12 protein-coding genes are annotated in these 13,436 nt (G+C 55.0%); 11 read left to right on the plus strand and 1 reads right to left on the minus strand.

Going from position 1 to position 13,436, the window contains the following annotated elements; genetic code table 11:
- Nucleotides 1-48 precede the first annotated feature (48 nt).
- From RAL91_RS00575 to RAL91_RS00585, 3 genes are all read left to right on the plus strand, one after another.
- Entirely contained in the window at nucleotides 49-1,002 is a 954-nt protein-coding gene (locus tag RAL91_RS00575) for a tripartite tricarboxylate transporter substrate binding protein (protein WP_306259035.1), read from the plus strand.
- Between the two features lie 98 nt (nucleotides 1,003-1,100).
- Nucleotides 1,101-2,630 (plus strand): tripartite tricarboxylate transporter permease, encoded by a 1,530-nt coding sequence (locus tag RAL91_RS00580; RefSeq protein WP_306259036.1) that lies wholly within the window; start codon nucleotides 1,101-1,103, stop codon nucleotides 2,628-2,630.
- Nucleotides 2,623-3,093 carry a tripartite tricarboxylate transporter TctB family protein gene (locus tag RAL91_RS00585; RefSeq protein ID WP_306259037.1) on the plus strand — a complete coding sequence of 157 codons (471 nt, stop codon included), beginning with the start codon at nucleotides 2,623-2,625 and terminating at the stop codon, nucleotides 3,091-3,093. Before RAL91_RS00580 ends, RAL91_RS00585 begins: the two co-directional genes overlap by 8 nt.
- Nucleotides 3,094-3,104: 11 nt before the next feature.
- On the opposite strand, the gene RAL91_RS00590 is transcribed toward RAL91_RS00585, so the two are convergent.
- Nucleotides 3,105-4,550 carry a TrkH family potassium uptake protein gene (locus RAL91_RS00590; protein ID WP_306259038.1) on the minus strand — a complete coding sequence of 482 codons (1,446 nt, stop codon included), beginning with the start codon at nucleotides 4,548-4,550 and terminating at the stop codon, nucleotides 3,105-3,107.
- A 232-nt stretch (nucleotides 4,551-4,782) separates the two neighbouring features.
- On the opposite strand from RAL91_RS00590, the gene RAL91_RS00595 reads away from it, so the two are divergent.
- The 8 genes from RAL91_RS00595 to RAL91_RS00630 all read left to right on the plus strand — a co-directional run bounded on the left by RAL91_RS00595 (nucleotide 4,783) and on the right by RAL91_RS00630 (nucleotide 13,406).
- Complete coding sequence (locus RAL91_RS00595; protein WP_306259039.1) at nucleotides 4,783-5,991, plus strand: MHYT domain-containing protein; 1,209 nt, start codon at nucleotides 4,783-4,785, stop codon at nucleotides 5,989-5,991.
- A 137-nt stretch (nucleotides 5,992-6,128) separates the two neighbouring features.
- Nucleotides 6,129-6,983, plus strand: a complete 855-nt coding sequence (locus RAL91_RS00600) for a xanthine dehydrogenase family protein subunit M (protein WP_306259040.1) — start codon at nucleotides 6,129-6,131, stop codon at nucleotides 6,981-6,983.
- 11 nt (nucleotides 6,984-6,994) lie between these two features.
- Nucleotides 6,995-7,489, plus strand: a complete 495-nt coding sequence (locus RAL91_RS00605) for a (2Fe-2S)-binding protein (RefSeq protein ID WP_306259041.1) — start codon at nucleotides 6,995-6,997, stop codon at nucleotides 7,487-7,489.
- Nucleotides 7,486-9,903, plus strand: coding sequence for an aerobic carbon-monoxide dehydrogenase large subunit (locus RAL91_RS00610; RefSeq protein ID WP_306259042.1), 2,418 nt, complete (start codon nucleotides 7,486-7,488; stop codon nucleotides 9,901-9,903). Before RAL91_RS00605 ends, RAL91_RS00610 begins: the two co-directional genes overlap by 4 nt.
- Before the next feature lie 51 nt (nucleotides 9,904-9,954).
- A complete protein-coding gene (locus tag RAL91_RS00615) occupies nucleotides 9,955-10,830 on the plus strand; it encodes a MoxR family ATPase (RefSeq protein WP_306259043.1) in 876 nt (291 codons plus the stop codon).
- Nucleotides 10,827-12,008 carry a VWA domain-containing protein gene (locus RAL91_RS00620; RefSeq protein ID WP_306259044.1) on the plus strand — a complete coding sequence of 394 codons (1,182 nt, stop codon included), beginning with the start codon at nucleotides 10,827-10,829 and terminating at the stop codon, nucleotides 12,006-12,008. Before RAL91_RS00615 ends, RAL91_RS00620 begins: the two co-directional genes overlap by 4 nt.
- Complete coding sequence (locus tag RAL91_RS00625) at nucleotides 12,005-12,808, plus strand: XdhC family protein (protein ID WP_306259045.1); 804 nt, start codon at nucleotides 12,005-12,007, stop codon at nucleotides 12,806-12,808. The genes RAL91_RS00620 and RAL91_RS00625 overlap by 4 nt, the downstream gene beginning before the upstream one ends.
- Entirely contained in the window at nucleotides 12,801-13,406 is a 606-nt protein-coding gene (locus RAL91_RS00630; protein WP_306259046.1) for a nucleotidyltransferase family protein, read from the plus strand. Before RAL91_RS00625 ends, RAL91_RS00630 begins: the two co-directional genes overlap by 8 nt.
- The last annotated feature ends 30 nt before the right edge of the window (nucleotides 13,407-13,436 follow it).

Below are 13,436 nucleotides of genomic sequence, written 5' to 3' on the forward strand. Positions count from 1 at the left end.
CGGAACTTTATCGAACCAAAATATCAAAACCCAAGGGAGGAAGTTTAAATGAAACAGTCATTCACCAGAAAAATTGCGATAGGTGTCGCAGCAGCCGTCATATCTGCGACAACTGCGTTTGCAGAATATCCGGAGCGGCAGATAGATTTGATCGTGCCATTTGGCGCTGGCGGCGGCAGCGACCGTGTCGCCCGTATTGTTGATGGCGGCTGGAGCGGCGAAACAGGCACAGGCTGGAATTTTCAGTACAAGCCCGGCGCAGGCGGCGCAATTGGTTCAAATGCAATCGCCACGGCCCGCAATGATGGCTACACGGTTGGCATTGTGAACCTGCCAAATCTGGCCATTCAACCCATCTCCGGTGCAGCTACCTTCGCGCTGGATGATTTTACCTATCTGGGCCGGGTCAATGTCGATCCAATTGCCCTGGTTGTCCCCAACAACAGTCCTTATACGACACTGGAAGAGTTTGCGGCAGCCGCTAAGGAAAATCCGAAAGTTCTGACCCTTGCCATCACCGGCACGCTTGGTACCGCCCATATTGCGGCGCTTGAAATCATGCGCGGATCAGAAATCGAAGTAACGCTTGTGCCAACACAGGGCGGCGCAAACACAGTTGCACGTGTTGCAGGCGGACACGTCTCTGCGGGCATCATTGGTGCTGGTCTTGCATCCCGTCAGGAAACCTTGCGGACATTGGCCATTTCCGGCGGTAAACGCTCGGAAGCCATGCCAGACGTACCGTCATTCTCGGAAGCGGGCTATAATGTGAACTCAGTCACCTCCCGCATTTTCGTCGGACCAAAAGGCATGCCGGATGAAGCCGTCAGCTTCCTGCGCGAAAAGCTTGGCGCTGTTGCCCAGAATGAAGCTATCCGGGCCGAGTTTCTGAAAAGTGGTCAGATTCCTGTCTGGCAATCTGGCGCAGATCTGGAAGCTGAAGTTCTGGCGATGGGCGATGAAATCCGCGCCCTCCTCGTCGAATTTGGCGTCCTGAAATAAAAACACGACCCTGACCGCCTGACCTTTGGTGGGGCGGTCAGATTGCGGGTGCGGGTGCTGCAGTTGCGGCCTGCACCTCATTTTCAAAGGTGGATTTCATGGACAGCATTTTATCTCTGACAGGGCTATTGGAGGCGTTAAAGCCTTCCACAGTGTTGCTCATTCTTCTGGCAACCACCTTCGGGGCCATCATCGGCGCATTGCCCGGCTTCAGCTCGGTCATGGCCATTTCCTTGCTGCTTCCTGTTGTCCTGCCAATGGACCCGGCCACCGGCCTGATCCTGCTCGGCTCCATCTACATGGGCGCCATGTATGGGGATGCAAATTCCGCCATTCTTCTCAATATTCCTGGCACCGCGTCTTCTCTGCCAACCACATTTGACGGCTACCCGATGACCCAGCAGGGCCGCGCTTACGAGGCGCTCCTTGCAGCTCTTTTCGGGTCTGTGTTTGGCGGCATTGTCGGCATTGTCGTCCTTATGCTGGCATTTACTGCGCTCGCACGCATTTCACTTTTGTTCGGCCCCCAGGAGTATTTCTGGATCACGGTTCTGGGTCTCACAACGATTGCCAGCCTCAAATCCGAAACGCTCGTAAAGGGGCTGTTGGGCGGCGCAATCGGTCTGGCGATCAGCATGATCGGCCTGGACCCATATTGGGGCACGCCGCGCTTCACCTTTGGCTCAAGCCATCTCATTGCGGGTGTAAATCTGATCCCCGCATTGCTGGGCCTGTTTTGTCTGGCGCAAATACTGGAAGCGGCCTCCGGCGGCGAACGCTCCAAGCCGGCACATCAGTTTCAGCGCAAGACATCCGATCTGAAACTGGTTTTGCGCAAAATGCTTCAGCGCTGGGATGTGATGATCCGGTCCAGCGCAATCGGCATTCTCATTGGTATTTTGCCGGGCGCGGGCGGACCCATTGCCTCCACCATTTCCTATAATGAAACACGCCGATGGGACAAAAACCCGGAGAAATACGGCAAAGGCGCTGTTGAGGGCGTTCTGGCCTCTGAAGTTGCCAACAATTCGATGGTTGGTGGCAGCCTGATCCCCATGATGGCGCTTGGCATTCCGGGCAATGTCAACGCTGCTGTCATCCTTGGCGCACTGCTGTCATTCGGGCTGCAGCCAGGGACAGCACTTCTCAACGACAGCTCCGGCACAGCTTTTACCTTTATGTTCGGGCTGCTGATTTCCAGCATTGTTCTTGCGCCCCTGGGCTATTTCATAATTGTGCGTCTTGGCACACAGATATTGCGTGTGCCGGCCGCAATTCTCACACCATCCATTCTGGTATTCGCGACCATAGGTGCTTATTCCGTCACCAATTCAATGATCTCGGTTGTCATCATGATCGTCTTGGGCATCGGTGGCTATTTCCTGCGGCGGGTTGGAATCGAGGCCGCACCCATTGCGCTCGGCTTGATTCTGGGGCCAATCGCTGAGCGGGAATTCACATCTTCAATCCTGATTGCACAAGCGCAAGGCAGTTATCTCACACTCGTCATGCGACCGATTTCCGCCGTTATCGTCGCCCTATGCCTACTGTCAATCATCTCGCCACTCATCGCCGCGCACAGACAACGCAAAAACAAAGCGGCTGCAGCGGAGACAACCGATGCTTAAGCGCGATCATTTTGATGCCTTGTGCGGGTTTTTAATTCTGGCCATAGCTGCGTATCTGTTGCTCGAAGCCAGCAAAATCAATGCGCCTGCACATGTCTATCCACTTGTCATACTCACCATAGTCATTGCCCTGTCTGCTGTTTCAACAGTATCGGCTGTTCGGCGCGTAGCGCGCTCGCGCAGCCGATCTGCAGCGAATGCATCTGATAAAAGCGAACCACCGAAATCCCTCAAAATCTGGGGCATTCTTATTGCCGTCATCCTCTATGCCTTCGGCATGCAGTTTGACTACACACTTTCAACGGGCGCGTTTTTGTTTGTAATGTTTCTGACACTTGGCCCCGGCCCGATTGCCGCTGCAAGAATTATCAAAAGCCTTTTGATGGCCGTGGCCATGACCACCTTCCTGTATCTGGCCTTCGCCGTCTGGTTGAACGTGTCAGTACCCAATATCTTTCAATAAGCGTATCGAGCTCAGTTCGACCAAAACCCGCGATCCACCATCACCAGAATTGTGAAAATTTCCAGACGGCCCAGGATCATGGCGAATGACAGCAGCCATTTTGCGCTGTCTGGCAAAGTCGCGAAATTGCCGGACGGGCCAATAATATCACCAAGACCGGGCCCCACATTGGTGATGGCGGTAATACTGGCAGACGCGGCGGTGACAATATCCAGCCCCAGAAAACCAAGTATCAGCGTACAAATGCCGATGGTGGCCACAAATACGGCCAGAAAAGCCAGAATTGAAAACGCGGCATCGTCCGGCAGAAGTCGACCATTATAACGAATCACAACGGTGCGGTGCGGGCTGACCAGCCGTTGCAGATGCGCATGAACCACCTTGATCAACACCTGAAACCGATAGATTTTGATGGCCCCGGATGTGGACCCGGAGCAGCCACCCACAAACATCAGAATGAGAAACAGACCCACCGCACCCGGCCCCCACAATGTATAATCAGTGCTGGCAAAGCCCGTGGTGGTGACAATGGATGTAACGTTGAATGATGTCAGCGTCAGCGCCTGCAACACATTCATATCGTTTTGGCTGCTCAGCCACACGGCCATAGCCACGCTTGTGACAGCCAAAAACCCGATCAGCACATGAATCTGGCTGTCGGTAAACAACGCCCGGATATTGCCGCGCACAGCCTTGACGTAAATGTAAAATGGCAGCGCACCGGAAATCATGAAAACAATGCTCGCCCAGTGCAGACCCCAGGCCTGAAAATGACCGAATGAGGCATCATGGGTGGAGTAACCGCCGGTGGAAACCGTAGCCATGGCGTGGCAAATGGCATCAAAAAAAGACATGCCCAAAGCCCAATAGACCAGAATGCAGGAGACGGTGAGACTGCAATACACAAGCACAATGTTGGACAGCAAAACGGTCCAGCGCGGTTCAACCTTTTCGTTGGTTTCAGAACTTTCGGTCTTGAACAGCTGCGCGCCACCAACCCGCAAAAATGGCAGCATCACCACCGCCATGATAATAATTCCCACGCCGCCGATCCACTGCAGCAGCGACCGCCACAACAAAATCCCCTTGGGCAGATTATCAAGCCCCGACAGAACAGTTGACCCGGTTGTCGTCAGTCCGGACGTTGCCTCAAAAAAGGAATCCACATAGCTGATGCCCAGTCCCAGAAACGGCAGGGCACCCACCAGTGGCACGGCAACCCAGATGCTGGCCGTCAGCAAAAAAGCAGTGCGAAATGAAATCGGGGCCTGCCACGTATCTCGTGTCGCCAGCACCAGTGACAGACCAACAAAAGCCATCAGTGTGGAAGACACAGCGAAAGACTGCCAGTCCTGATTGCTGTCAACCTTATCAAGGGCAGCCGGCAGCAATGCCAGAATGGAAATGCCAATCACAACGAAGCCAACCACATTGATGACCAGCCGGAACTTCAGCACAAAAACAGAACCTTCAGATAATGGAGAGAGTGTAGCTAACGCACAGAAATTGCGCCCTTTTTGACCGCTTGGCAACAGTCTTAAATGCATTTTGCAAGAATGACGCATCTCGTCAGGTCAGGACTTGTTCATCAGCCAGAACAAGCGATAAGCCCCCTCATCCGCCTTGACAACGACCTCCGGCACCTGCACGAAACTTGCTAGTTTTTCTACAAATGGGTAGTGATCCTGAATGCAGATTCTGGACTATTCACATAACCCAATGCTTGTATTTGCCTCACTTCTTGTGGCGATGATGGCGGGTTTTACGGGCCTGTCCCTGACAAAGGGATTGTCCGAGCGGAATGTTATGCACCGCAAAATATCGGTCGCGCTGGCCTCTGTTGCATTGGGTGGCGGCATCTGGTCGATGCATTTTGTGGCGATGCTCGGATTGCAACTTCCCATCCTGTTTTATTTTGACGCGGCTATCACGCTGGCCTCGGCACTCGTCGCAATTCTGGTGGTCGGTGTTGCCCTGCTGATCCTGCATTTCCGAAAACGCACACGTACCACCCTCGTCGTAGCTGGTACGATTGTCGGTCTGGGCGTGCTGGCCATGCACTATATCGGCATGTCAGGGCTGCAATTGTGTCAGGCGCTTTATACCCCATCTGGCATTGCTCTGGCGATTGTGTCTTCCTGCGCGCTCAACATCGCGGCTTTTTCCATTGCCTATGGCAAACGAACCAACCGCAACATCATCGTTGGAACCCTGTTTTTTGGCTTCGCGGTTTTTGCCGTGCATTTTATCGCCATTAGCGGAACTGATTTCGTGGCCATTGATGTTCTGAGCGAGGTTGGCCCGCTCATCAGCAAGGAAGTCATGGCAATTGGCGTTGTTTTGAGCAGCTTTGTCCTGTGCGCTGCCTTCCTTTTGACCGGCATTACTTTTTCAGCCTCGCCGCAACCTGCTGCAGCACTTCAAGCCAACGCAAACATTGCCCCTGAAGCTGGCCTGGAAGCCAAGCCAGAGTCTGACGAAGAAGCTGGCACCACCGTTGAGCCAGAGGCCTTGCCAGCGGCGGCTGATGAAAGTGTCACCGAGCAAACCACCAGTGTTACAGTGACCAACAAACAAATCCCCTATGAGCAGGGCGGACGCACCTTCTTTGTCGATGTGGACGCCGTTGCCGTGATCCGGGCGGAAGGACACTACACGCATCTTTACACAGAAACCGACAAACTGTTCTGCGTCTGGTCAATCACCGAAGCTGAAAAACGTCTCACACCAGGGCCCTTTATCCGGACCCACCGCAGCTTTCTGATCAACCCGTCCTTTGTCACAGGCTTTGAACGTCTCAAGGATAATGGTGTTTGCCATTTTAAAGTTGCCAGTCTTGAGAAAGTTCCGGTCAGCCGGTCGCGCCTGCGGGCGGTCCGGGACGTTCTCGGCATATGACCGGCGCGCATTTCGTGCGTGCCAATTCGCATCTCGTGTAGAAATTCTCTCGTTTCACTCATAAGCCAGTGCCGCAAGGCGCAGCCGTGATTAGCGTTCTCCGAAGCAAATTAATTGCACGTCGGGGAGGACCAGCAATGATACCAGCAGCATTCGATTATCATCGACCCACGAAAGTGGAAGATGTGATCGCCCTTTTGGAAGAACACGGCGATGATGCCCGTGTTATGGCGGGCGGGCACAGCCTGATACCCATGATGAAACTTCGGATGGCGGACATTCCCCATTTGATTGATCTTCAGGATGTCAGCGGGCTCGGCGGAATTTCCATCGAAGGCGGTCAGATCAAGCTTGGTGCCATGGTCACCCAGCACGAGATCATCAATCACGATGGGCTGGCGTCTGCTGCGCCAATCCTGCGTGAAGCGGCCCTTCAGATCGCAGATCCACAAGTGCGCTACATGGGAACAATTGGTGGCAATGTCGCCAATGGCGATCCGGGCAATGACATGCCAGGACTGATGCAGTGCATTGATGCACAGATCGAACTGATCGGCCCCGGTGGGACACGCAGTGTTGCCGCGCGCGACTATTATGAAGCGGCCTACATGACAGATCGCGAGGACGACGAAGTTCTGGTATCCATCAGCTTTGCAACACCTTCCGGCGGACATGCTTATGAAAAGCAAAAGCGCAAGATTGGCGATTATGCCACCGCTGCGGCTGCGGTTCAGATCGTCAAGGATGGCGGGAAAGTCGCATCAGCCTCAATCGCAATGACAAATCTCAGCGATGTGCCGGTCTGGTCTGAAGCTGCAGGGGCCGCATTGGTGGAAACCACATGCGACTCAACTTCGCTTAAAGCGGCCGTTACCGCCATGCTGGCTGACATTGATCCATCGGAAGACAATCGCGGCCCCGTGGCCTTCAAACGCCATCTGGCAGGCATCATCCTTTCACGTGCGGTCACACGCGCCTGGGATCGGGCGTAAGGAACAAAATCATGACAGAAAAAATGCAAGTCAAACTGAACGTAAATGGCGAAGACCGGGAGTTCCTTGCCGAACCACGCGAGCTGCTGATTTACGCGCTGCGCGAACATCTCAACATCACCGGGCCTCATGTGGGCTGCGATACCTCGCATTGCGGGGCTTGCACGGTGACACTGAACGGGAAATCCGTGAAATCCTGCACCATGTTCGTGGCACAGGCCAACGGTGCCGAGGTCACGACGATTGAAGGGCTCGGCAATCCGGCGAAGCTGCATGTGCTGCAGGAAAATTTCCGCGAGCATCATGGTCTGCAATGCGGTTTCTGCACGCCGGGTATGATCACCCGCGCGTCCAAACTTCTGGAAGAAAACCCCGATCCCACCGAAGAAGAAGTCCGGTTTGGCATGGCAGGGAATATCTGCCGCTGCACTGGCTATCAGAACATCGTGAAATCCATCCTTGCTGCGGCAAATGAGATGAATGCCGCGAAGGAGGCTGCAGAATGAATGACATGACTCCTGAGCGCGATGAACGCGCCGCCAACCTCAAGGGCCTCGGCTGTTCGCGCAAACGTGTGGAAGATGCTCGCTTCACCCAGGGCAAAGGCAATTATGTCGATGACATCAAATTGCCGGGAATGCTGCACGGAGATTTCGTGCGTACACCCTATGCCCATGCCCGCGTCATTTCGGTCAACAAGGACGCTGCCATGGCCCTGCCGGGCGTTGTTGCCGTTCTGACAGCGGAAGATCTGGCACCACTTGGCCTTCATTGGATGCCAACACTGGCCGGCGACAAACAAATGGTACTGGCCGATGGCAAGGTGCTGTTTCAAGGGCAGGAAGTTGCCTTTGTCGTAGCCGAAGACCGTTATATCGCGGCAGATGCTGTTGAGTTGGTCGAAGTGGAATATGAAGAACTACCGGTTCTGACCGATCCGTTCGAAGCGCTGAAATCAGATGTGGTTTTGCGCGAAGATCTGGCAGGCCAGACCGAAGGTGCTCATGGTCCCCGCAAGCACCACAATCACATCTTCACCTGGGAACAGGGCGATGAGGCTGCCACCAATCAGGTGATGGACAATGCTGAGGTCGTCGTGACTGAAAGCATGTATTATCACCGCACCCACCCTTGCCCGCTGGAAACCTGCGGCTCAGTCGCCTCAATGGATGCGGTCAACGGCAAGCTGACACTCTATGGGACGTTTCAGGCACCCCATGCCATCCGGACTGTGGTGTCTCTGATCTCCGGTATCGAAGAGCACAATATTCGTGTTGTCTCACCCGATATTGGCGGTGGCTTCGGCAACAAGGTTGGCGCTTATTCAGGCTATGTCTGCTCAGTCGTGGCCTCCATTGTCACTGGAAGGCCGGTGAAATGGGTTGAAGACCGTATGGAAAATCTGATGACCACGGCCTTTGCCCGTGACTATTGGATGACCGGCAAAATCTCAGCCACCAAAGAAGGAAAAATCACCGGACTGCATTGTCAGGTGACAGCCGACCATGGCGGGTTTGACGCCTGCGCTGATCCGACCAAATTTCCAGCTGGTTTCATGAATATCTGCACCGGGTCCTATGACATACCGGTCGCCTATCTGTCGGTGGATGGTGTTTACACCAACAAGGCACCGGGCGGGGTCAGCTATCGTTGCTCCTTCCGCGTCACCGAGGCGGTGTATTTCATCGAGCGCATGATTGAGGTTCTGGCCATCGAGTTGGATATGGATGCAGCAGATCTGCGCCGCATCAACTTCATCAAAAAGGAACAGTTCCCCTACCAATCCGCCCTTGGCTGGGAATATGACAGTGGTGATTATCACACGGCCTGGGACAAGGTGATGAAAGCGGTCGATTACGACGGCTTGCGCAAAGAGCAGGCCGAACGTGTCGAAGCCTTCAAACGCGGTGAAACCCGCACATTGATGGGCATTGGTCTGTGCCACTTCACCGAGATCGTCGGTGCGGGTCCGGTCAAGAATTGTGATATTCTTGGCCTTGGCATGTTCGACAGTTGCGAAATCCGTATCCACCCGACCGGGTCGGCGATTGCGCGGCTTGGCACGATTTCACAAGGTCAGGGCCACGCAACCACATTTGCACAAATCCTGGCCACCGAGATTGGCCTGCCTGCGGACAGCATCACCATTGAAGAAGGCGATACTGACACGGCTCCTTATGGGCTGGGGACCTATGGCTCACGCTCCACACCGGTAGCGGGTGCGGCCACGGCCATGGCCGGGCGTAAAATCCGTGCCAAGGCGCAAATGATCGCGGCCTATCTGCTGGAAGTTCACGACAATGATGTGGAGTTCGATGTGGATCGGTTCGTCGTCAAAGGCGCGCCTGAGCGCTTCAAGACAATGAAGGAAATCGCTTTCGCGTCCTATAATCAGGCCATACCGGGACTTGAGCCGGGGCTTGAGGCGGTCAGCTATTACGATCCGCCCAACATGACTTATCCGTTCGGTGCCTATGTCTGTGTCATGGACATTGATGTTGATACCGGCGTGCCTGAAATCCGTCGTTTCTATGCGCTGGATGATTGCGGCACCCGTATTAATCCGATGATCATTGAAGGGCAGATTCACGGCGGACTGACCGAGGCTTTCGCTGTCGCTCTGGGGCAGGAAATTGCCTACGATAAACAGGGCAATGTCAAAAACGCCACGTTGATGGATTTCTTCCTGCCAACAGCCTGGGAAGTACCGAACTACGAAACCGACCACACTGTCACCCCGAGCCCGCATCACCCGATCGGAGCCAAGGGTGTTGGCGAAAGTCCGCATGTGGGTGGTGTTCCGTGTTTTTCAAATGCGGTCCACGACGCCTTCCGCCCCTTTGGGCTGAAGCAGACCAACATGCCACACGACCATTGGCGGATTTGGGAAACAGCCAATAAGCTTGGCCTGCATGATTAAGTGAACGCCGGGCGGCCCTTTTGGCCGCCCGCCACCAATCGGGTATCAAAAATGAACTGGAACGCCCTGCAAACCGCTTTGGCGGACGAAGGCTATGTCGCCAATGACGATCTGGCCATGGCTGTGCATCTGGCAATATCTCTTGGTCGCCCACTGCTGCTTGAGGGCGCGGCTGGTGTCGGCAAAACCGATCTGGCCCGTGTCCTCAGCACTGTGCAAGACACCCAACTGATCCGCCTTCAATGCTATGAAGGACTGGACGCTGCACAAGCGATTTACGAATGGAACTATCAGCGACAATTGCTTTCCATTCGCGCGGCAGCCGAACATGGTGAAACCGGGCGTGTTGTCGAAGAGCGTATTTTTTCCGAAGAATTCTTGCTGGAGCGCCCTTTGCTCAAGGCAATTCGGCAGGATACACCGCCGGTTCTGTTGATTGACGAGATCGACAAGGCCGATGAGGAATTTGAAGCCTATCTGATGGAAATTCTGTCAGAATTTCAGGTGACGATCCCGGAACTCGGCACAATCAAGGCAACTTCTCGGCCCATCGTCATTCTAACCGCAAATGGAACACGCGATCTCAGCGATGCTTTGCGCCGCAGGTGCCTCTATGCCCATATTTCCTATCCGGACCGAACTACGGAACTGGCAATTCTGACCGCTCGCTGCCCGGAGGTAGAAGCAGCCTTGGCATCTCAGATCATCGGTTTCGTACAGTCTTTGCGCAAAGAGGATCTGGAGAAAAAACCGGGAATTGCCGAGATGCTGGACTTCGCCGCTGCACTGATGGGTCTTGGAATTGCAGATTTGACCCATGACCCTGTGGTGCTACAGGCCACTTTGGCGACGCTTCTCAAAACCCAGACCGACCGCGATAACATCACAACCGAAATCGCCCAACGCCTTGCAGGGAAAGCTGCATGAGTCAGGTAACTAAATTTGCTGCCCGTGATCCTGGACCCGCCGCCCGCATGGCCGGGTTCATGGCACATTTGCGGTCCAACGGCCTGCGACTGGGGGTGGGTGAAGCAAAGGCAGGGCTTGAAGCGCTGACCCATACGCAGGCCGCCAACCCTAAAGAGGCCCGCCATGCCCTGCGCGCTGTCTTCAGCGGTTGTGCAGAAGATGTCGAACGATTTGACGATCTGTTCAATGCGTTTTGGTTGAATGGCGGACGGGTTTCAGAAAAAACCATGCCGACCACAACAACCGGATTCGACAGCGTCCACACCTCACGCAATGCCAAAGGCGGGGAAGCTGCCAGCGGTGCTGGTGCGCCCACAGCACCGGATGGCGGGGAAGACGAAGCCGAAACCGATGGCGAAGGCAAGCTGGTCTCCAGCGTTATTCGGTCACTGACAAAGAAAGACTTACATGATCTGGTGCAGCCGGAAGACATTGCGGAGGCCGAAAAAATCGCCCGGCGTCTGGGTGCAGCCCTGCGCGACCGCCGCTCACGCCGCCGCAAACAGGCCCGCAAGGGAGACCAGATTCATTTTCGAAAACTGATCCGGAAAAGCCTGTCGACCGGTGGCGAGCCACTGCATTTGCCGATGAAACACCGCCCCGACCGACCGCTGAAAATCGTCACACTCTGCGATGTATCCGGGTCAATGACCGTATATGCCCGTGTGTTTCTATCTTTCATTGCCGGCATGATGCGCTCGGATGATGCAACAGATGCTTACCTGTTTCACACCCGCCTGGTCCGCATCGCCGATGCCCTGCGTGACAAGGATGCATTGCGCGCATTGGGCCGGATGTCCGTGCTGGCCGATGGCTTTGGCGGAGGTTCCAGGATAGGCGCTTCCCTGATGCAGTTTTCAAAAACCTATGCCCGCCGATTTGTCGATGGGCGCACGGTGGTTTTGATCCTCTCCGATGGCTACGACACCGATAATCCTGAACTGCTCGGCGACGCTCTGGCAAATTTGAAAAAACGTGGGTGCAAGATCATCTGGCTGAACCCGTTGAAGGGCTGGGATGACTATGAACCCGTGGCGCGCGGCATGGCAGCGGCCCTCCCGCATCTCGACCTGTTTCGCCCTGCCAACAAGCTGGCGGATCTTGGAGCGCTTGAGCCCGAGCTGGTGCGCCTATGACCCCGGCTGAATTAACAGACGCCGACATTGCCGAACTTGCACAGGAAATGCGGGCAAGCGGTGAACCTTTTGCAATTGCAACTGTGATCCGCACCGCCGGGTCAACCGCCGCCAAACCCGGTGCCAAGGCGCTTTTGGACGCCAGCGGAACTATTCTTCAGGGCTGGATCGGGGGTGGCTGTGTGCGAAGCGCATTGGCCAAGGCCACTGATCGCGCCATGAAGGAAGGGCAACCGCAGCTCATTTCCCTGCATCCGCAGGATGTGCTGGATGAAAAGGGCGTCGCAGCCGGGGACGATGTGGATGGCATGCGCTTTGCCCGCAATGGCTGCCCGTCAAAAGGCTCAATCGATATATTTGTCGAGATGATCTTGCCATTGCCAGAGCTGATGATCTTTGGAGCATCCCCGGTGGCCCAATCGCTTGTGGCACTGGCCAAAGAATTTCAGTGGACGCTTGCGGAAGGCACTTCGGAGATGCAGCCCCGCACGCTTGCGACTGGAGAAAAGCGCATGATCGTCATCGCCACACAGGGCAAGGATGACCTTGCAAGTCTGCGTGCAGCATTGGCGATGCAGGCAGACTTTATTGCCTTTGTCGGCAGCCGTCGCAAATTCGCAGCCTTGGCGCAAAAACTGACCAATGAAGGCATTTCACAAGAGCTTCTATCCAGAGTCAATGCGCCTGCCGGCCTGCCCATTGATGCTGTGACACCACAGGAAATCGCGCTTTCAATCCTAGCTCGGCTGACACAGGAACGTCGCCGGCACCTGCGCGGCGCAGGGGATAAAGATGCATAAAAGCGCGGCCATTATTCTGGCAGCTGGCCTGTCGCAGCGCATGGGGCCAATCAACAAGCTGCTGATCCCCATTGAAGGCGTTCCGATGGTCCGCCGGTCTGTTGCGGCTTATCTTGACGTTTGCAATGGCAAGGTCACTGTTGTCACCGGTTACCAGCGGACAGAGGTTGAAACCGCCTTAAATGGGCTGGACGTGCAGTTTGTTTTCAATCCTGATTTTGAACAGGGCCAGAAAACATCAGTCGCTGCCGGGCTTTCCGCATCTGCGCCAGCACAGGACACATTCATTGGCCTTGGGGATCAACCGTTTTTAACCGACAGTCATCTCGTTTGGTTGTTAGAGCAGCATCGCACAAACAAATCCGGCAAAATTACAGTGCCAGTTCAAGACAAAATGCGCGGAAACCCTCTGATCATCCCCTTGGATCTCAAAGCGCGGCTTCTGGCTGACCATCACAATCCGGGATGTTACAAATTCACCCGTGAGAACCCGGATCTCCTAAATTTGGCTGCAACCCAAACCACTGCTTTCTTCCGCGACATTGATACACCCCAGGAAGTCGCGGCGCTGTCGGTTCAGGAGGAGGCAACATCATGAAAGCTGTGATAGCCCGCTTGCTGGCCCGGT

The organism is Pararhizobium sp. IMCC21322 (assembly GCF_030758295.1).
GTDB lineage: Bacteria > Pseudomonadota > Alphaproteobacteria > Rhizobiales.

Excerpts from the sequence above, each read along its gene's own strand:
- RAL91_RS00610 (WP_306259042.1), top strand. The coding sequence starts at position 7,486 with ATGAATGACATGACTCCTGAGCGCGATGAACGCGCCGCCAACCTCAAG.
- RAL91_RS00620 (WP_306259044.1), top strand. The coding sequence starts at position 10,827 with ATGAGTCAGGTAACTAAATTTGCTGCCCGTGATCCTGGACCCGCCGCC.
- RAL91_RS00595 (WP_306259039.1), top strand. The coding sequence starts at position 4,783 with ATGCAGATTCTGGACTATTCACATAACCCAATGCTTGTATTTGCCTCA.
- RAL91_RS00585 (WP_306259037.1), top strand. The coding sequence starts at position 2,623 with ATGCTTAAGCGCGATCATTTTGATGCCTTGTGCGGGTTTTTAATTCTG.
- RAL91_RS00600 (WP_306259040.1), top strand. The coding sequence starts at position 6,129 with ATGATACCAGCAGCATTCGATTATCATCGACCCACGAAAGTGGAAGAT.
- RAL91_RS00575 (WP_306259035.1), top strand. The coding sequence starts at position 49 with ATGAAACAGTCATTCACCAGAAAAATTGCGATAGGTGTCGCAGCAGCC.
- RAL91_RS00615 (WP_306259043.1), top strand. The coding sequence starts at position 9,955 with ATGAACTGGAACGCCCTGCAAACCGCTTTGGCGGACGAAGGCTATGTC.
- RAL91_RS00605 (WP_306259041.1), top strand. The coding sequence starts at position 6,995 with ATGACAGAAAAAATGCAAGTCAAACTGAACGTAAATGGCGAAGACCGG.
- RAL91_RS00630 (WP_306259046.1), top strand. The coding sequence starts at position 12,801 with ATGCATAAAAGCGCGGCCATTATTCTGGCAGCTGGCCTGTCGCAGCGC.
- RAL91_RS00625 (WP_306259045.1), top strand. The coding sequence starts at position 12,005 with ATGACCCCGGCTGAATTAACAGACGCCGACATTGCCGAACTTGCACAG.
- RAL91_RS00580 (WP_306259036.1), top strand. The coding sequence starts at position 1,101 with ATGGACAGCATTTTATCTCTGACAGGGCTATTGGAGGCGTTAAAGCCT.